This window comes from Crocosphaera sp. UHCC 0190, from assembly GCF_034932065.1.
Classification (GTDB): domain Bacteria; phylum Cyanobacteriota; class Cyanobacteriia; order Cyanobacteriales; family Microcystaceae; genus UHCC-0190.
In genome coordinates this window covers 55,675-74,490 of sequence record NZ_JAYGHP010000002.1, presented here as the reverse complement: position 1 = coordinate 74,490, position 18,816 = coordinate 55,675, and the positions used below count along the sequence as shown (strand labels likewise).

The window sequence follows — 18,816 nt, the reverse complement described above, 5'->3', positions numbered from 1 at the left end:
TTTGATACAAGGTAAAATAGTGTCAAAATGTTCGTACTCGAATATAAAGTCAAGCCAAAGCCACATCAAATAGAATCCATTAATGAGGCGATTCGGACAACTCAATTTGTCCGTAATAAAGTCCTTCGTTTTTGGATAGACAATCGTGGTGTAGGCAAGACTGAGTTATTCAGATACAACACTAGACTTAGAAAAGAGTTTAAGTTTGTCAATGATTTAAACTCTCATGCTTGCCAAACTGCGGTTGAGAGAACGTTAAGAGCAATCACTCGTTTCTTCGATAACTGCAAGAATAACGTTAAAGGTAAAAAAGGGTATCCTAAGTTTAAAAAACATTCTCGTTCGGTTGAGTATAAAGTCTCTGGATGGAAACTATCAGAGGATAAACGCCATATTACTTTTACAGATAAAAAGAGTATTGGTGGGTTGAAATTGATAGGTTCTAGGGATATTAACTATTATCAACCTGAACAGATTAAACGGGTTAGGATAGTTAAACGTGCAGATGGATATTATGTTCAATTTTGCATTAAACTAGACCCTAGAGATACCGTTAACCATTTAAGTCCTTCTCAACAAACCACTGGTATTGATGTTGGTTTAAAGTTTTTCTTGGTAGATAGTCAAGGCAATAAAGTTAATTGTCCTCAGTATTATAGAAAATCAGAAAAACGACTAAATCGACTTAACCGCAAAAAGTCTAAAAAGTATCGTAAAGGAATTAAACAATCCCGTAATTATCACAAAGCCAGACAACGTTATGCCCGTAAACATTTAAGAGTAAGTAGGCAGCGAACAGAGTTTGTCAAGAGTGTGGCACTCCGCTTAATCAAGTCTAACGACTTAGTAGCCTATGAAGACTTAAATATTAAAGGTATGGTTAAAAATCGTCGTTTAGCTAAGTCAATAACAGATGCAGGATGGTCTACTTTTAGGCAATGGTTAGAGTATTTTGGGGATAAATATAGCAAAATAACGATTGCTGTGTCGCCACATAATACCTCTCAAAATTGTTCTAATTGTGGAAAAAAAGTGCAGAAGTCTCTATCAACTCGAACTCATGTTTGTCCCCATTGTGAATATACAGATTGTCGTGATAGAAATGCGGCTTTAAACATCTTGCAAAAGGGATTAAGTAGGTTGGGGCGCAGCCAAACTCACGCTTCAGGAGAGATTCCCTCTTGGCTAGTTGGAGAAATCCTGCTGGCTAACGGAGACTCGTTGAATGAAGAATCCCCTCGCCGTGATAGCAGGGGCGAACGTCAACAGACTTAGAAGTTAAGTTAAGCTCAATATTGAGTCAGAAAAACAATTTCATACAAAATAAAGGTGATCAGATGAAACAAATTCATAAAATCTTAGCAGGAGCAGGTCTTACCGCATTGGGAGCAGTCGGCACCAAAGCGGCAGTCGATTATTTTCGTAATCGAGGAGAAGAAAAGGTAATTGATGAATCTCAAGGCGATCAAGAGATTTCTGCTCCCGAACAAGAAGTGGCTTATGTTGTGGTTAAAGCTGATTCGGTTCAAGACTTCCTTGATACCAGTTTTGGTGACGCAGGTCGTTATATTCCCAATCGTCCTCCCAAAATTTTTGAGTATCAAGGAGAAAGTTATATGGTAATTTGGGCCAGGGATAATAAGCAAGAAAAAAACCAAATGCTCGTATTTCAATATACCGACGAAGGACGAGATATGATTGCTAGTGTCGGTTACACTCCTGAAAAAACTGACTACAATTTGCAACTCTCCGCTACTCCCTTTGCAGTAGAAATTAATGAACAAAAACTAGAATCGGGTAAAGGAGAGACTCAGGGAACTGATCATGTAGATTTTGTCCTAGCCTAATTTTTCTGGCTCTTCTAGCCTCTGTTAAAACTTAACTAACGGAACCATCCTAGTCAATTTATAGGGAAAAAACATGAGTTTATTTGAGCAAGTTCTTAGTGCCATTAATGAGCCAACCAAACAAGCGAATCCAACGCAACTATCACAAATTATCGACATGGTAGAACAGTTATCTCAGATTGGAGATGTGGATAATCAAAAGCGTCAAGTTATTACTTCGATTGTGGGAAAATATGTGAGGTCTGCTTTAAAAGAAAAACAGCAAACCCAAGGAATTGAAGAAGCAGAAACGGTTATCGAAAAGTATAGCGGAATCTCACCCAATGCCGACGCAGTGAACGCTGTCATGACTCCTCAAAAACAACAACAGATGGCAGAAGAAGCCGCAACTTCTACCGGAATCAACAGAGACGTGATTGAATCGATGCTGCCGACGCTAATTCCTGTCGTCCTACAATTGTTGCAAACAGGCGCAACCAAAGTTAGGAATCCAGGGCAGGTAAATAATTCTGTTCTCCAGAGTTTTCTTGATACAGATGGAGACAAAGATGTCGATATCGCCGACGCTCTATCTTTGGCCAAGCGATTTCTCTCTAATTAAAGGAAGTGGGGCAGTCCTGCGGATCTTATCTTAGAAAATTAGCAACGTCTGCCTCATTTCTCATAAAATCAAATATATTTAACATAAAACACCCTTTAGCACTAAAGCCCTAAATTTAGTTGACTTTATCGTTGGCCTTTATACATAATTATAAATAATATTTTTTGTCAAAGTCATTTTTATAATAATGTTTGATAATATCTTAACTCCTAAACGGACTGATGATGGTTCTTATACCTTTTTTTCAGAAGAATTTAACGAATTATTTCACTCCCATTCAGGGGCCAAACAAGAAGCACAATATAAATTTAGTGAACCCTGTCAATTAAAAGAAAAAGCCTCAAGTAAAAACACCTTAAAAATCCTAGATATTTGCTACGGATTAGGGTATAATAGCGCGGCAGCCTTAGAAACAATTTGGTCAGTTAATCCCCATTGTCAGATAGAATTAATTGCCTTAGAAAAGGATCAAACTGTTCCCTTACAAGCCATTTCCCATCAATTACTAAACAGTTGGTCATCTCCTGTTGTTGAATTTTTAAAGATTTTAGCCCAAACTCAGGAAATTAACAACAATATTCTAAATGCTAAACTTTTATTAGGAGATGCCAGACAAACCCTAAGAACCGAATCTGCAATAAATGCAATAGATGCTATTTTTTTAGACCCCTTTTCTCCTCCAAAATGTCCCCAACTGTGGACAGTAGAATTTATGGAATTAATTGCTCAATGCTTAGACAAAGATGGCTATTTAGCAACCTATTCCTGTGCAGCTTCTGTGCGAAATGCCTTACAATTGGCAGGATTAAAAATTGGGGCAACCAGAAGTGTCGGCAGGCGATCGCCTGGAACTGTTGCTAACTGGACAGGGGAAAATTTACCCCCTTTATCTCCACAAGAAATAGAACACTTAAACACTCGCGCAGCTATTGCTTATCGAGATCCTAATTTAGAAGATTCAGCAGCAATAATTCATCAGCGAAGACAGACAGAACAAGAAAATAGTAATTTAGAACCTAGTAGTCATTGGAAAAAACGATGGATCAATCAAACTTGAAAAGCCATAAATAAAATCCAGATATAAGTTAAAATGAGGGAAGCTATCTAATTCTCTAATTTAGATTATTTTTACCTAATCCTAAAGTCAGTGGATATTTTTGGAAGTTCCGAACCCGCTAGAATTCTTGTCGTTGACGATCACCCTTTTAGCCGTGTCATGGCGGTAGATCTCCTCACAACTGAAGGGTATAATGTTTTAGACCATGAGGGAATCTCAGACGTTTTGACAGAGGTTTTGGCCAGTTCTCCTGACCTAATTTTAATGGATATCAAAATGCCTAACTATAATGGCTTTGAGGTCTGTCAACAGTTAAAACAAGATAAGCGTACCCGTTCTATTCCCATCATTTTAATGAGTGTGTCTGATGATAATCAATCTCGCCTCAAAAGTCAGGAAGTCGGAGCAGATGGGTTCATGAGTAAACCCTTAGAACGGATGCTCATTTTGCCTGAAATTGAACTATTGATTCAACGAAAGCGGCTTTATGAATGGCTAGAACAGATACAACAGGTTTTATTTTTAATTTCTAAAGCCATTGATAAACGTTACGCCGTAGACGAATCATCTTGTATTAGATTCGATCAATTAGCACAGGAATTTGGAGAATATCTCACCCTTACCCCGGTAGAAATTAATGACCTCATTTTAGCTTCCCATCTTCATGATATTGGCACCGTTGCGATTCCTGATGCAGTGATGATGAAACAGGGAAAATTAAATGAAGAGGAGCGAGAATTAATTAAACAACACGTTTTAATTGGGGAAGAAATTTGTCGTCCCATGCAAAACCGTCGAGGTATTGCCCAAATTATTCGTCATCATCATGAACGGTGGGATGGTAGCGGTTATCCTGATGGTTTGGTGGGGGAAACGATCCCCAAATTAGCCCAAGTATTTCAGATTTTAGATATTTATGAGGCCTTAACCAGTCAACGACCTTATAAACAGGCATTTAGCCCCCAAGAAGCCCTAAAAATTATGACTGAAGAAGCCGAGAAAGGATGGCGTAATGAGGAGTTAGTACAAAAGTTTGTGAAGTTTATCCATGAAACACAAATGAAAGGGGACTAAGGGAAAGTTTTTGGAGCGGAGTATAAATCTCGGTTCCAAAAACAACTTCTGACTTCTGACTTCTGACTTCGTTAAAAGTCCCCGTCCCCTGATCCTATTTTAAAGAAAAACTAAGGCTTCTTGAATGGTCTTGTTGTAGATAATTCGTCCTGGAGTGGTACGAACAAATTGAGAAATCGCCTCTCCATTGAGTTCTCTGACTCTACGTTCTCGATAATGTTTAACGACAATAACATTATCACCATCTTCAAAGGTTTCTGTTTTCAAGACTTCCTTATCTGGTTTGTCCGTAACAATTTCCTCATTGGGATTGTCACAACGCAACCAAACAAATGCGTGTAAATCTACATTACCCTGCTCATAAGCTCTGATCGCATCATCAATATTACTAAAATAGCGACCACTGCCTTTTTGGGCCTTGGGATTTTCTGCGGTTAGGTAATAACAGCCTAATACCATATCCTGAGATGGAGCCACAATGGGTTTACCCGTCGCCGGAGACAAGATATTATGACAAGCTAACATCAATAGTCTGGCCTCAGCTTGGGACTCTAAGGACAAAGGAACGTGAACCGCCATTTGATCCCCGTCAAAGTCAGCGTTAAACGCCGGACAGACCAAGGGATGTAGCTGAATGGCACGACCTTCGACTAAAATCGGCTCAAAGGCTTGAATTCCTAAACGGTGTAAGGTGGGGGCGCGGTTTAGCATGACAGGGTGTCCTGTAATTACCTCTTCTAGCACATTCCAAACACTGGGATCACCTTTGACAATTAATTTTTTGGCTGCCTTGATATTATTCACTAACCCCAAGCGAATTAAACGGTGAATCACAAAAGGTTGGAATAATTCGATGGCCATTTCACGGGGTAAACCACATTGATAAATCTTTAGTTTTGGCCCGACCACAATAACAGAACGACCGGAATAGTCTACCCGTTTTCCGAGGAGGTTTTGACGGAAACGCCCTTGTTTTCCTTCAATAATATCCGAGAGGGATTTTAAGGGACGATTATTAGCCCCAACTACCGTCCGTCCCCGTCGTCCATTATCAATTAAAGCATCGACAGCTTCTTGTAACATCCGTTTTTCGTTACGGACAATGATTTCTGGGGCGAGAATTTCTTGTAAGCGGGCCAGACGATTATTCCGGTTAATTACCCGTCGATATAAGTCATTGAGGTCAGAAGTAGCAAAACGACCCCCATCCAACTGTACCATAGGGCGTAAGTCTGGCGGAATGACAGGAATTACCTCTAAAACCATCCATTCTGCTTGGGAACCCGTAGCAATAAAGTTATCAATTACCCGTAGGCGTTTAATTAATTTAGCCCGTTTTTGTCCCTTACTTTCGTTAATTTCTTCTCGCAGTTTTTCGGCTACTTCTTCGAGGGGAATTTCTTGCAGTAACCTTTGAATTGCTTCTGCGCCAATTCCCACTTCTATGCCGTATAATTCCGAATCTTCAGCATAGATTTGATCTTCAATTTCAATCCACTGATCTTCAGTTAAGAGTTGCTTATATTGTAGGTTACTGGCATTTCCGGGATCGAGTACCACATAGGCATTAAAATAGACGATTTGTTCTACGTCTCTTAAGGCCATATCTAGTAAAATACTCAGGTAACTGGGAATCCCCTTCAGATACCAGACATGAGTAACAGGGGCCGCTAATTTAATAAAGCCCATGCGATGACGACGCACCCGACATTCTGTGACTTCTACGCCACAACGTTCACAAACAATGCCCCGATGACGCACTCGTTTGTATTTTCCACACCAACATTCCCAGTCTTTAGAAGGGCCAAAGATGCGTTCACAGAACAATCCGTCCATCTCTGGTTTGAGGGTTCGGTAGTTGATGGTTTCGGGTTTGGTGACTTCTCCCACCACCACCCCATTGGGAAGACTTCTTTCTCCCCATTGACGAATCCTTTCTGGGGAGGCTAACCCAATTTTGACATAGTCAAATCTTGTATCTGCTGCTGGTTTCATGTTTGATGGTTCTAAAAAAGTGGAAGACTGTTAGGATAGGATAGAATGGTTAGCATGGGTAACAATTCTATCAATGGGTAAAGGGTTGAAGAATTGACCTCAAGACAGACTTAATCAACAATGTTCATCTTAAAGATATCTTTGGGGTGGATCATCATTACTCCCATAAGCTGGCTTTCCAGGTTCGACACTGAAAGTTAATTATAGGTCAAATTTTAATTATACAATTTTTTAGCCTGAGTTGGCCGGCCAACAAGGCTGATTGCTTGATTGGGCTAGGGAATATAATGGACGAAGGGAGAACAGTCGAAGCAATTGCTTGAGGATGGGTCAGGTATTAGGGTAAAACCCTTCTTGACTCAGAATAATCCTGTTAGTCGATTCTAGTTCTTGCCAGAGGCACTCAATCCGGGTATAGGCTTCTTCCGACGAAATCTTGCCTCCTGTATGAAGACTGGAAATGAAACCGATTTTTTGCGAAAATTCCTGTAAATTTGCATTAAACAGCAAGGTTTTATCGGTTAAGACTCCATGATAGGGATAGAGGGGATAAAGAAAATTTTGCTCGCTGACTCGTTTTTGATCTTCCATTGTACTGTTTGCCATCAAGTATATTTCTATTGTAGTTTACCCACTTTTAACCTCATGTTAATCCTAAATTAATCTAAAAACAACTTAAACTTTTTAAAAGTGTTAATAATAGGGAACTTTTACAGCGACGAACCTATTTTAATAGCATCAATAAAATTCTTGGTTTATGATTATAAAAAACTTGAAAAATTAGCTTATTTAACTATCAAGTAAATCTAAGGTAATTAGTTGGACATAAATAGACAATGTTGTTTTAACAAATATTAATAAGACTTAAAGCCTTTTCTGTTCCCTGTTTTCCGTTGCCTAACCTCACAGTTAACTTTAATTTTGTCCGACTACTTATCTGTAAACCTAAAATTAAGTAACCTCCAAAACTGATTTAGCCATGACCATTATCCATCGTCCCATCTGGTCATTGACTCCTCAAGAAGTTTACACCAGCCTTAAAACTTCTGGCCAAGGACTATCAGAAATGGAAGCCGTAACTCGATTAAAAGAGCAAGGCTTCAATGAACTGCCCGAACCTCCCCATCGTCCCTTATTATTGCGTTTTATTGATCAATTAATCCATTTTATGGCCCTACTGCTGTGGGTAGCGGGTATTTTAGCCTTTATTTCCCAGACTCCCCAATTAGGTTGGGCTATTTGGGCTGTTATTTGGATCAACGCTATCTTTAGTTTTGTACAAGAATATCAAGCAGAACGGGCTTTAACCGCCTTAAAAAAGGTCTTACCCTCCCAAGTCAAAGTTTACCGAGACGAAACCCTGCAAGTCATCAATGCCAGGGAATTAGTTACAGGGGACGTGATACAACTCGAAGAAGGCGATCGCATTTCGGCTGATGCTCGTTTAGTCTCGGCTCAAAGTCTTTATCTCGATGTTTCCATCTTAACCGGAGAATCTTTACCCATTGCCAGATATACCGAGCCTATCTTAACAGAAAACCTCCGGCCGTCCGATGTTCCCAACTTAGTCTTAACAGGTTCTACCGTAGCTGCGGGGAGGGGTATAGCCGTCGTTTATGCCACTGCCTCACGCACAGAATTTGGTCATGTGGCCCACCTTACCACCCAGGTGAAACGAGAAACAAGCACCCTAGAAGTTCAAATTACTCGCATTGTTCGGCTGATCACCGCCTTAGCCCTGAGTATGGGAACTTTGGTTTTTTTGCTGACTCATTGGTTAGTGGGCATGGAAACCAAAGAAAGCTTTATTTTTGCCATTGGTATTATCGTCGCCTTTGTCCCGGAAGGACTGTTACCCACTGTCACCCTAGCCCTGGCCATTGGGGTAAAACGCATGGCTAAAGCTAATGCCCTGGTGCGTCGTCTCTCTGCTGTTGAGACTTTAAGTGCGACAACCGTTATCTGTACCGATAAAACCGGAACCCTGACCAAAAATGAGATGACTGTTCGCGCATTATGGGCTTCAGGACAAGAAATAGCCGTCACAGGGGTAGGCTATGACCCCACGGGAGAGGTTAAAATACCGCCCCATTTAACCGCTAATTGGCAGGTTAACTTATTATTGGCCGGTGCGGCTTTATGTTCCAATGCCAGATTAATTCATCCGGCCGGGCCTAGTTATTGGCAAGAAATTGGTGATCCGACAGAGGCCGCCTTATTAGTAGTGGCACTGAAAGGGGGCTTAAATTTAGAGGAATTACACCAACAGGCCCCCCGACAGCGAGAAATTCCCTTTGACTCCCGACGACGCTTAATGACAGTTGTCTTAGACTGGCAGTTAGTCCAAATTTGGCCCAATGACTTTCCTTATTTAAGCTTTACTAAAGGTTCGCCCCTGGAAGTAATTGGGCGTTGTCCTCACCTATTAAAAGATGGTCAGTTATTGCCCATGAATGAAGACCAAAAAGCGGAAATTCGGACAGCTAACGATCATTTGGCCAGTCAAGGTTATCGGGTGTTAGGAGTCGCTACCCGTAAGGGAGGAGAAGAACTATTAACGGAAGATCCTCAGGAATTAGAGCAAAATCTCATCTTTTTGGGCTTAGTGGCCATGTTTGACCCCCCGCGTCCCGAAGTAACAGAAGCACTGGCCCGTTGTCATCAGGCGGGCATTAAGGTGACAATGGTAACAGGAGATTATGGGGTCACAGCAGAAGCGATCGCCCTTCGCATTGGGCTAATTACAGGTAAAGCAAGAATTGTCACAGGAGAAGGGTTAGGACACCTCTCTGATGCCCAATTACGTCAAATTTTACACCTGAGAAACGGACTGCTATTTGCTCGCATGATGCCTGAGCAAAAATTACGCATTGTTCAAGCTTATAAAGATTTGGGTCATGTGGTTGCAGTGACGGGAGATGGGGTGAATGATGCCCCAGCGTTACGAGCTGCTAATATTGGTATTGCGATGGGTTTAAGTGGCACTGATGTGGCCCGAGAAGCGGCTGATATTGTGTTGTTAGATGACAATTTTGCCACAATCGTTAGTGCGGTGGAACAAGGACGGGCCGTTTATCAAAATATTCGCAAGTTTATGACCTATATACTGTCATCTAATATGGCGGAAATTGTGCCATTTTTTGCGATGGTTGCCTTCAAAATTCCCCCTGCTTTGGTGATTTTACAAATTCTGGCGATTGATTTAGGAACAGATATGATTCCTGCCTTGGCTTTAGGGGCAGAACTGCCAGAAGCAGGTACAATGGATCAACCCCCCCGTTCTCCTAAAAAGTCTTTGTTAGATGGGGCTTTATTGGCTCGCGCTTACGGATTTTTGGGTGTAATTGAGGCAATAATTGGAATGACAGCCTTTTTTGTGGTTTGGTGGAGTCATGGTTATGGTTTCAGGGAATTACAAGCCCTCAGCCCCGCTATTTTATCCCATTCGGCCGATGCTGCAACTATGGCTCTTTATGCTCAAGCGACAACGGCAACATTGGCCGCGATCGTTGCCTGTCAAGATGGTAATGTTTTTGCCTGTCGTTCGGAACGAGTTTCTATTTTTAGATTGGGGTTTTTTAGTAATCGTTTAATTTGGTTAGGCATTGCCATAGAATGGTTATTAATCCTTTCAATTATTTATATTACTCCCCTACAAAAGATTTTTAGCACTGCGCCTTTATTGCCTTGGCAATGGTTAATGTTGTTGACTTGTCCTTTATTGTTATTAGGGGCTGAAGAATTACGAAAAGTCTTTGTATATCGATTAAAACAGTCATGATTTGCTTGAAAATAAATTGAATTTATTGGGGTAATTCACCAATTAATAATGAATAATTACCTCCCTCAAAACTTTTGAGATCAAACAGATTCACAGTTCAGGTATTTTGTCAATCTATTAAATTGCTGAGATCAATTTCAGTTAACTGGCCATTTTGTAAATGATTGATAGTTGTTTCTATCCATAAACAATAATCCTGTTCATAAAGAGAAGATTTGATATCTGTTAAGCTTTCTGGTAATTGAGTTGTCATATAATTAAGAGCATTCTCTATTTTTAATTAGAAAATATTTTTAGAAAAACTATCAAATTCATCTTGTCTAAGTTTTGCTCTAGTCTAATGTGTTAAGATAGCATAGTGTATCTTATAACGATTCCCAAAAAAGAATTAACATGGATTCTCTATTAACTGTATTGAGTTGAAAATCAAATATGAAGCGTATGAGAGGAGATAATTAATGGCTTCCATTAAGGCTAATATTCCAGATGAACAACTTCAAAGGTTACAAAAATTAGCTCAGGAAAATCAGATCTCCCCTGAAGATTTATTAAGTTCGAGTATAGAAGATTGGTTGAATTCTCCGAAGAAAGACTGTACTGAGGCAGCAAACTATGTACTCAAAAAGAATGCTGAACTCTATCGTCGTTTAGCATGATAGGTTATCTCACCTTATTAGAGTTGATAATATTCAAATCATCGAAGTTTCATTAAATCTAAATTCTGAAGTAGGAACCCGCCATAATTGTTCTAACTCATTGGCCGGCATAGTTAAATATAAAACATCCCCAGGTTGTAAAGATGTTTCTAACAATTGCCAACTATGAATGGTGAAAGAAGTTCTTTCTAAATATAAAGGCACAAAATCTGCATTCATGGCCGCTTCTTTCACAGTTTTACCACAAAAAGAATGTTTCGGCGTGATTAATGTGGCTAAAGCCACCCATAATAAATCATCCGTCATACCATTGCCTAAAATTTTACCCCCTAAAGCCGCAGCCGCAAAAGAAGGAGTTGCCAACTCAGCCGGACATAAAACCGTCTCAAACTCAAACACTTCTTGTACAGACTGAGCAAATTGAGGATCTTGGGCCCGTAAAATAATCGCCAGATTAGGAGTGATCGCTTTAGCTGTCAACCCGACCTCTACATTAATCATGTCATTGCTAGTAACAACTAAAACCGCCTCAGCTTTTTCAATATTGGCAGTGGTTAAGGTTTGAGCCACACGGGCATCTTCAACAATGACAGGAACCCCCAAAGAACGGGCCGTATGTAAAAATCGATTATTAGGGTCAGATTCAATGACAACGACTTCATGGCCTTGATTATGAAGTAGCCGCACAATTTGAATACCAATACCCCCCAACCCACAGACAATATAATGGTGTCGGGTGGGAACTCTTGCTACATCCCAAAATTGTTTTAAACGACTCCCTAAAATAAAATCATTGAGCAAGGCATAACAAACCCCGATGACTCCTGCTCCAACAATCATCATAATTGCCGTAAAAATTTTAATACTAGCAGGGGCTTTTTCTGCCACTTGTTCCTGTCCTCCGGCCCCCGTAATCATGCCCACAGAAAAGTATAAAGCATCCACAACAGACGTATTATAATTAACTGCGACATAGGTTAACGTTGCCGCAAAAATCATCATCAATAGGCAAAGAGTGACGAGAATAACTGGCGTAAGATAGGGACGATAACGACCTAAATTTGCGATCGCTTTGGAAATTTTTTGCCACCAAAAGCGACGTTTAGCTCGCATGGTGGGTTTAGTGCCAATAATTAAATGATCTCCTAATTGTAGGGATTTTTGTTGTAATACGGCTGAGATTAAATCTAATTCTCCTTGGGCCGGCAAATAATAAATTAACATTCGATCAGAACTTTCCCATAGTTCTCCTAAATTTAACCCCAACCAAGGATGATTTTCAGCGATAATTACTTCTTGAAGGGGCCAAGTTTGATTAAACAATTGTAATTGACCGATCGCCTTACTTCCTAACGCAGCAAAGGAAAAGATTGGGGCAGCTAAAGCAGCGACACTCATGGTAACGTGGTTAGGAAGGGTTTGATCTAATCGTTCCCCTAAAGTATGATTAAATAGGCGATTAATGATGCGAATTTGAGGATTAATAATTCTGGCTTGGGTCAGGATAGCGAGGTTAACCGCATCATCATTACTTGTTAAAACCAGGGTTTGAGCGTGATGAATACCAGCTTTGGCTAAAGTTGCTGGCGAGCGCACCTCTCCAATGATAATACTCTCAGAATGCTCTCCAGGAATCAAGCGATCGCTAATCCCCACGACAGAGGCCCCTTGTTGTCTTAATAAGCGAAAGATTTTATAGCCAGTTCGTCCCAGTCCACAGACAATAATTTTAGGTTTCATTTAACAATTAATTTAAAGTTAACCATTAAGTATCATCGATTACTTCTGCTAAAATCTGTAACAAGTAGCACTTTTAGTTAATCTTTAGTATAAATTAATAGTTATTAATTGAATTCCAGATTAGGGCCGCCAAACTAAAACCGGACATTCTGCAAAACGAACGACTCGTTCTGCGACTGAACCTAACAGAAAACGATGTAATCCGCTGCGTCCATGGGAAGCAATGACGATTAAATCAATGTTATGTTCCTTGGCATAATCTACAATTTCTGCACTGGGATCGCCAATTTTGACTTCAAATTTCAGGTTTTCAATCAAAGATTTAGGGTAACGCTCATGGAAAGCATTTTCAACATTTTTTTTACGGGTTTCATCGTCTAAGGTTTCCCAAATAACCGAAGGTTCAACGGCTAATAGAGGAGCTAAAACATGAATAACCGTGATTTTGTTGGGGTCTTGACTAAAATTCAGAGTTTCATCCAAAGCTTGCCAGGAAACTGCGGAAAAATCAATGGGGACTAAAAAGCGATCGCTACCAAATAAACTCATAATTAAATTTCCTTGTCTATCGATTTAATTTTTATCTTTAATAGTGTTATAACTGATAAGTGATAACTGAATCACAAATCAATAATATGAGTAACACCCAGACGCGCAAAGACGATCACTTGCGGATTTGTCTGGAAGAAGATGTCCAATTTCGTCAACTTGGTAATGGGTTTGATCGTTATCGTTTTACCCACTGCTGCTTACCTGAGTTGGATTTTACTGACATTGATCTTTCTACTACTTTCTTCGGTAAACCTTTAGGGGCCCCTTTGTTAATTTCTTCGATGACGGGGGGAACACAATTGGCTAAAACCATTAATTATCGTCTCGCTGTGGTGGCCCAAACCTACGGGTTAGCGATGGGAGTTGGTTCCCAACGGGTAGCGGTAGAAAAACCAGAGGTGGCAGATACCTTTGCCGTTCGCTCAGTTGCTCCTGATATCCTCTTATTTGCGAATTTAGGGGCAGTTCAACTAAATTATACCTATGGATTGGATGAATGTTTCCGTGTTGTTGAACTGTTGCAAGCAGATGCCCTGATCCTTCATCTTAATGCCCTGCAAGAATGTATTCAACCTCAAGGGGACACTAATTTTAAAAAATTACTTGACAAAATTGATAAAGTATGCTCAAAACTCCCTATTCCGGTGATCGTCAAAGAGGTTGGCAATGGGATTTCTGGGAAAATGGCAAGGAAGCTAATTGAAGCGGGAGTGAGTGCCATTGACGTAGCGGGGGCAGGGGGAACTTCTTGGGCAAAAGTTGAGAGTGAGAGGGCGCAGAATTCCTTACAACGGCGATTAGGACAAACTTTTGCTGATTGGGGTATTCCGACGGCTGATTGTTTGGTGCAAATTCGTCAACAATATCCTGAGATTCCTTTGATCGCATCTGGGGGGATTCGCAATGGGTTAGAAGTGGCCAAAGCGATCGCTTTAGGGGCAGATTTAGGGGGACTAGCCTTTCGATTTTTACAAGCTGCGTCTGAGTCTCCTGATGCGTTAGATGAGTTGGTTAATTTATTAATAACAGAGATCAAAACTGCCTTATTTTGTACAGGAAATGCTACTGTATCAGATTTAAAACAGAGTGATGTTTTGCAAAAATATGAGCCTTAACAATAGCATTTTATAGATAATGAGATAAATTAATATCTAAGAGTTCTTGAGTTTTTAATATATCCTCACGATAAATATTAATGAAAATCTCTCTAGCCTCATTTGTTAGGGATGGTTTTTCTATAAAAACATTATCAATTTTTTTATAGAAGTTATATCTTTGTTCTGAAGTGGTAAACGGTTTAGTGAGGAGGGAAGCAGTTTTATGTAAAATAGGATTTGATAAAATAAATTCTTTAAGGCCTCGGTTTTTTACTTCACCCCCTTTACGAAGAATGACTGAGGTATTAGGTAAGAATTTGTCATCGACTTCAATGAATTGAAAAACCTCTTCAAAAAACTGTTGTTTATTTTTGATAAAACTATCAAATAAAAATACTTTTAACTGATGTTTTCCAAAAGTATCTATGTATTGTTTTAAATTATCATAATAAAATCCTAACCGGATGATCTCACCAAATTTGTCATGATTTTGATCAATTTCTGTGAACTGAACATTAAGTTTTTGCTCAGCAGAAATCATGTTAAAATGGGAAAAAGCACGGTCAACAGGATTGCGTAAAATCATTAAGAGTTTGATATGAGCAAAATATTTTTTAATCTCTGAACAAGCTTTATGAGACTGAAAATAATTACTAGAAACTTCTCCAAATATCTTTTGGTTAGTTATCATTTCATAGGATTTTTGATAATCTGCGATATCTAAATCACCTTTATTTAAGAGATCCTGTCCTTTGATTTTAGGCATCAAAATATCGGGATGTTGTTTAAAATAGCTATGTAATGAACTCGTTCCACATTTGTGTCCTCCAATGACAATAAATCGCGGGGAACTAAGAAAATAACTTAACGAATTCATCGCAATTCAGCCCTTTCAAATAAACCTTGATACCCTACCATATTTAACTCTCATTGTCAAGATAATAATGCCCTAAGCTGGTAAGCATCTCAAGTTACTTCTCAAATTTCTCATAAGCTTCCACGATTCTTTGTACCAAAGGATGACGAACTACATCTGCTTGAGAAAATTGACAAAAAGCGATGCCTTCCACTGATTTCAGGATATTTCTCGCCACCACTAAACCTGAATCTTGATGACGGGGTAAATCGGTTTGCGTGATATCTCCTGTAACTACCATTTTTGAGCCAAACCCTAACCGTGTCAACACCATTTTTAACTGTGCAGGAGTAGTATTTTGGGCCTCATCTACAATGACAAACGCATTCGTTAAAGTCCGTCCTCGCATATAAGCTAAAGGAGCCACTTCTATTTTGCCTCTTTCCATTAAATCCGGTATTTTTTGCGGATCAATAAACTCATATAACGCATCATATAAAGGCCGTAAAAACGGGTTAACTTTTTCTTGTAAATCTCCGGGTAAAAAGCCTAACTTTTCCCCGGCTTCCACTGCGGGACGAGTTAAAATAAGCCGTTCACATTCATCATTTAATAAAGCTTTCACTGCTAAAACCGCAGCTAAAAAGGTTTTTCCTGTTCCTGCTGGGCCAATACAAAAAGTAACATCATGGGTTTCAATAGCCTTAATATATTGTTTTTGGCGAAAGGTTTTAGCCCGAATTAATTCGCCGCGACGAGTCCGCGCTAAGGTTAAATTTTGTAAGTCTTGATATTCTTCCATACGTCCCGTATCTAATGCTTGAAGAGCCGTCATTAAATCAGGACGAGAAATCGATTTTGCTTCTTGCCAATAAGGTTGCAGCGATCGCACAATTTTAACCGCCCGTTCGACCTGTTTTTCCTGACCATAAATGCGTAATTCTTGACCCCGTAACACTAAATTAGCACCCGTATGACGGGAGAGAAATTTAAGATTTTCTTCAGCTATTCCCGCTAAAGCGATCGCACTTTCATGACTCGGTAATTCAAGGTTTTGAGAGATTTCACTCATTCACAAGCAAACAATTATTTAAAAATATCCGTAGGGGCGAACGGCTGTTCGCCCCTACATCCTAACAAATTAACGATCTACTGACCCCATAATGACATCAATGCTGCCCAAAATTGCCATAACATCAGCAACCTTCATCCCTTTAAGGAGGTGAGGCAGAATTTGTAAATTATTGAAGTCAGCGGCGCGAATTTTCCAACGCCAGGGGAAGACATCATCATTACCCACAATAAAGATCCCCATTTCACCTTTGCCACTTTCCAAGCGAACATAATGTTCACCCGCAGGAATTTTAAAGGTAGGGGCGACTTTTTTGGCAATGTATTGATACTCAAAATCATTCCATTGAGACTTTTTGCCTTCCATCATGCGTTTTGCTTCCAGGTTTTCATAGGGGCCGCCGGGAATACCTTTTAACGCTTGACGAAGAATTTTCACGGATTCGCGCATTTCCCGAATACGGACGATATAGCGGGCAAAACAGTCTCCTGCAGTTTCCCATTGAACGTCCCAGTCAAAATCATCATAACACTCATAATGATCGACCTTGCGTAAATCCCATTGCACCCCAGAACCTCGTAACATGGGGCCAGAGAGTCCCCAGTTAATCGCTTCTTCGCGGGTAATTGTTCCGATACCTTCCACACGACGACGGAAGATCGGGTTATTGGTGATTAACTTCTCATATTCATCCACTTTCGGCAGAAAATGGTCGCAGAAGTCCTCACACTTATCAATCCAACCGTAGGGTAAATCAACGGCCACCCCACCAATACGGAAATAATTATTATTAATTAACCGCATTCCAGAGGCCGCTTCCCAGAGATCGTAAATCATCTCCCGTTCGCGGAAAATGTAGAAAAAGGGAGTTTGTGCGCCCACATCTGCTAAGAAGGGCCCTAACCACAGTAAATGGTTAGCAATGCGGTTTAATTCCAACATAATGACCCGAATATATTGGGCCCGTTTAGGAACTTCAATATCCGCTAATTTTTCAGGGGCATTAACGGTGATCGCTTCATTAAACATTCCCGCCGCATAGTCCCAGCGGCTAACATAGGGAACGTACATCACGTTAGTCCGATTTTCGGCAATTTTCTCCATCCCCCGATGAAGATACCCAATAACGGGTTCACAGTCTACCACGTCTTCTCCGTCTAAGGTGACGATGAGACGTAATACTCCGTGCATGGAGGGATGATGGGGCCCCATGTTAAGTACCATGGGTTCGGTTCTAGTTTCAATTTTTGACATAGGGTTGTCAGTTAACCGTCATCTTGATCTTAGAATATGAGGGCGATCCTCTTGATCATTATAGGTATATTGTCCCAAGGGTGGGCCACTAAAATAATTTAATTTTCCAAAATTGGCAACGTCAACCAAAACTTAGCCCCCTGATTTTTCTGAGTAATCACCCCAATTTCTCCTCCATGAGCTTCAATAATTTGACGACAAAGGTACAACCCTAACCCTAATCCTAATGTCTTTTTTGCCTCATTTCCTCGTTGATAGCGTTCAAATAAGTTAGCTGCTTGTTCTGGGGTAATTCCGACCCCATCGTCTTCTAAAATACAACGGATAAAGTGAGATTTATTGGTTTCTATTATCTCCGCTTTTAGGGTTAATTTGATGCCCGTATCATTATGTTTTAAGGCATTGGCTAAGAGGTTTTCAAAGACACGCCACAGGCGATCACTATCGCCACTAATTAAGGGTAAATCTGCGGGAATTATGGTCTGTAATTTTGCTTGTTTTTCTTTTAAAATCGGTTCCCATTCAGCCGCTAATTGCTGACTAAAGGTAAGTAAATTTAAAGGACGACAATTAAGGGAAATTCCCCCCATTTCAAATTGTTGGGTTTCTACTAAAGAATTAATCAAATTAAGTTGGCGATCACAACTTTGGGACATTTGTTCTAAAATTTGCCAAGAAACTTCTATTTTTCCCTCTTTTTTTTCTTGATTTTTCTTAAGTAAATTTTGTAATACCATCGATAATCCTAACACGGGATTTCGTAAATCATGGGAAACAGCATGAAGATAAACCCTGAGAGTTTGTTCTGTTTTTTGACGTTCTTCAATTTCCTGTTTTAGTTGTTTTTTTTGTCGTTGTATGATTAATTGATTTTCAATGCGGGCAATGACTTCTTCCGCTTGAAAAGGCTTAGTAATATAATCAACTCCTCCCACTTCGAAGGCTTTAACCTTATCTAAAACATCATCTAAGGCACTAATGAAAATCACAGGAATATCTCGAATTCCTGCCTCTTTTTTGAGTTTTTTACAGACTTCATAGCCATTCATTGAGGGCATATTAATATCTAATAAAATCAAGTCGGGGGGAACTTGATAAATGGTTTTTAAGGCAGTTTGTCCATTGAGGGCTTTACGAACTTTATAACCCTGTTCTGATAACATTACTGAGAGTAAGCGTAAATTATCAGGGGTATCATCAACAACTAAAATATTACCGCGATCAGTGGTCATAA

General features: G+C 39.9%; 17 protein-coding genes. 8 read left to right on the top strand and 9 right to left on the bottom strand.

Features of this window, described 5'->3' with window-relative positions; all coding sequences use genetic code 11:
* The first annotated feature begins 27 nt into the window (after positions 1–27).
* From VB715_RS03460 to VB715_RS03440, 5 genes are all read left to right on the top strand, one after another.
* Entirely contained in the window at positions 28–1,275 is a 1,248-nt protein-coding gene (locus tag VB715_RS03460) for a transposase (protein WP_323299809.1), read from the top strand.
* 62 nt (positions 1,276–1,337) lie between these two features.
* Entirely contained in the window at positions 1,338–1,847 is a 510-nt protein-coding gene (locus VB715_RS03455) for a hypothetical protein (RefSeq protein ID WP_323299808.1), read from the top strand.
* A gap of 73 nt (positions 1,848–1,920) precedes the next feature.
* Entirely contained in the window at positions 1,921–2,448 is a 528-nt protein-coding gene (locus VB715_RS03450; RefSeq protein WP_323299807.1) for a hypothetical protein, read from the top strand.
* Between the two features lie 187 nt (positions 2,449–2,635).
* Positions 2,636–3,505 (top strand): tRNA (5-methylaminomethyl-2-thiouridine)(34)-methyltransferase MnmD, encoded by an 870-nt coding sequence (locus tag VB715_RS03445; RefSeq protein WP_323299806.1) that lies wholly within the window; start codon positions 2,636–2,638, stop codon positions 3,503–3,505.
* A gap of 90 nt (positions 3,506–3,595) precedes the next feature.
* A complete protein-coding gene (locus VB715_RS03440; protein ID WP_323299805.1) occupies positions 3,596–4,579 on the top strand; it encodes an HD domain-containing phosphohydrolase in 984 nt (327 codons plus the stop codon).
* Positions 4,580–4,678: 99 nt separating this feature from the next.
* Here VB715_RS03440 and VB715_RS03435 read toward each other — a convergent pair whose 3' ends face one another.
* A complete protein-coding gene (locus VB715_RS03435) occupies positions 4,679–6,574 on the bottom strand; it encodes a DNA-directed RNA polymerase subunit gamma (protein WP_323299804.1) in 1,896 nt (631 codons plus the stop codon).
* A gap of 330 nt (positions 6,575–6,904) precedes the next feature.
* Complete coding sequence (locus VB715_RS03430) at positions 6,905–7,180, bottom strand: hypothetical protein (RefSeq protein WP_323299803.1); 276 nt, start codon at positions 7,178–7,180, stop codon at positions 6,905–6,907.
* Between the two features lie 373 nt (positions 7,181–7,553).
* Here VB715_RS03430 and VB715_RS03425 point away from each other — a divergent pair, with 373 nt between their 5' ends.
* Positions 7,554–10,355: a cation-transporting P-type ATPase gene (locus tag VB715_RS03425; protein WP_323299802.1), complete on the top strand. Its 2,802-nt coding sequence runs from the start codon at positions 7,554–7,556 to the stop codon at positions 10,353–10,355.
* Between the two features lie 109 nt (positions 10,356–10,464).
* Here the strand turns inward: VB715_RS03425 and VB715_RS03420 are convergent, their stop codons facing one another.
* A complete protein-coding gene (locus tag VB715_RS03420) occupies positions 10,465–10,608 on the bottom strand; it encodes a DUF29 family protein (RefSeq protein ID WP_323299801.1) in 144 nt (47 codons plus the stop codon).
* A 205-nt stretch (positions 10,609–10,813) separates the two neighbouring features.
* Between VB715_RS03420 and VB715_RS03415 the strand changes: the two genes are divergently transcribed.
* Positions 10,814–11,011, top strand: coding sequence for a DNA-binding protein (locus VB715_RS03415; protein WP_323299800.1), 198 nt, complete (start codon positions 10,814–10,816; stop codon positions 11,009–11,011).
* Positions 11,012–11,044: 33 nt separating this feature from the next.
* Here VB715_RS03415 and VB715_RS03410 read toward each other — a convergent pair whose 3' ends face one another.
* Positions 11,045–12,751 (bottom strand): potassium channel family protein, encoded by a 1,707-nt coding sequence (locus VB715_RS03410; RefSeq protein WP_323299799.1) that lies wholly within the window; start codon positions 12,749–12,751, stop codon positions 11,045–11,047.
* Positions 12,752–12,871: 120 nt separating this feature from the next.
* On the bottom strand, positions 12,872–13,300 hold the full coding sequence (locus VB715_RS03405) for a universal stress protein (protein ID WP_323299798.1): 429 nt from the start codon (positions 13,298–13,300) through the stop codon (positions 12,872–12,874).
* 86 nt (positions 13,301–13,386) lie between these two features.
* Here VB715_RS03405 and fni point away from each other — a divergent pair, with 86 nt between their 5' ends.
* On the top strand, positions 13,387–14,418 hold the full coding sequence (gene fni, locus VB715_RS03400) for a type 2 isopentenyl-diphosphate Delta-isomerase (RefSeq protein WP_323299797.1): 1,032 nt from the start codon (positions 13,387–13,389) through the stop codon (positions 14,416–14,418).
* 10 nt (positions 14,419–14,428) lie between these two features.
* On the opposite strand, the gene VB715_RS03395 is transcribed toward fni, so the two are convergent.
* The 4 genes from VB715_RS03395 to VB715_RS03380 form a co-directional block, all read right to left on the bottom strand.
* A complete protein-coding gene (locus tag VB715_RS03395) occupies positions 14,429–15,277 on the bottom strand; it encodes a sulfotransferase domain-containing protein (protein WP_323299796.1) in 849 nt (282 codons plus the stop codon).
* Between the two features lie 94 nt (positions 15,278–15,371).
* Positions 15,372–16,328 (bottom strand): PhoH family protein, encoded by a 957-nt coding sequence (locus VB715_RS03390; protein ID WP_323299795.1) that lies wholly within the window; start codon positions 16,326–16,328, stop codon positions 15,372–15,374.
* Between the two features lie 69 nt (positions 16,329–16,397).
* Positions 16,398–17,582: an NAD(P)H-quinone oxidoreductase subunit H gene (locus VB715_RS03385; protein ID WP_323299794.1), complete on the bottom strand. Its 1,185-nt coding sequence runs from the start codon at positions 17,580–17,582 to the stop codon at positions 16,398–16,400.
* Between the two features lie 98 nt (positions 17,583–17,680).
* A complete protein-coding gene (locus tag VB715_RS03380; RefSeq protein ID WP_323299793.1) occupies positions 17,681–18,814 on the bottom strand; it encodes a hybrid sensor histidine kinase/response regulator in 1,134 nt (377 codons plus the stop codon).
* Positions 18,815–18,816: the final 2 nt, after the last annotated feature.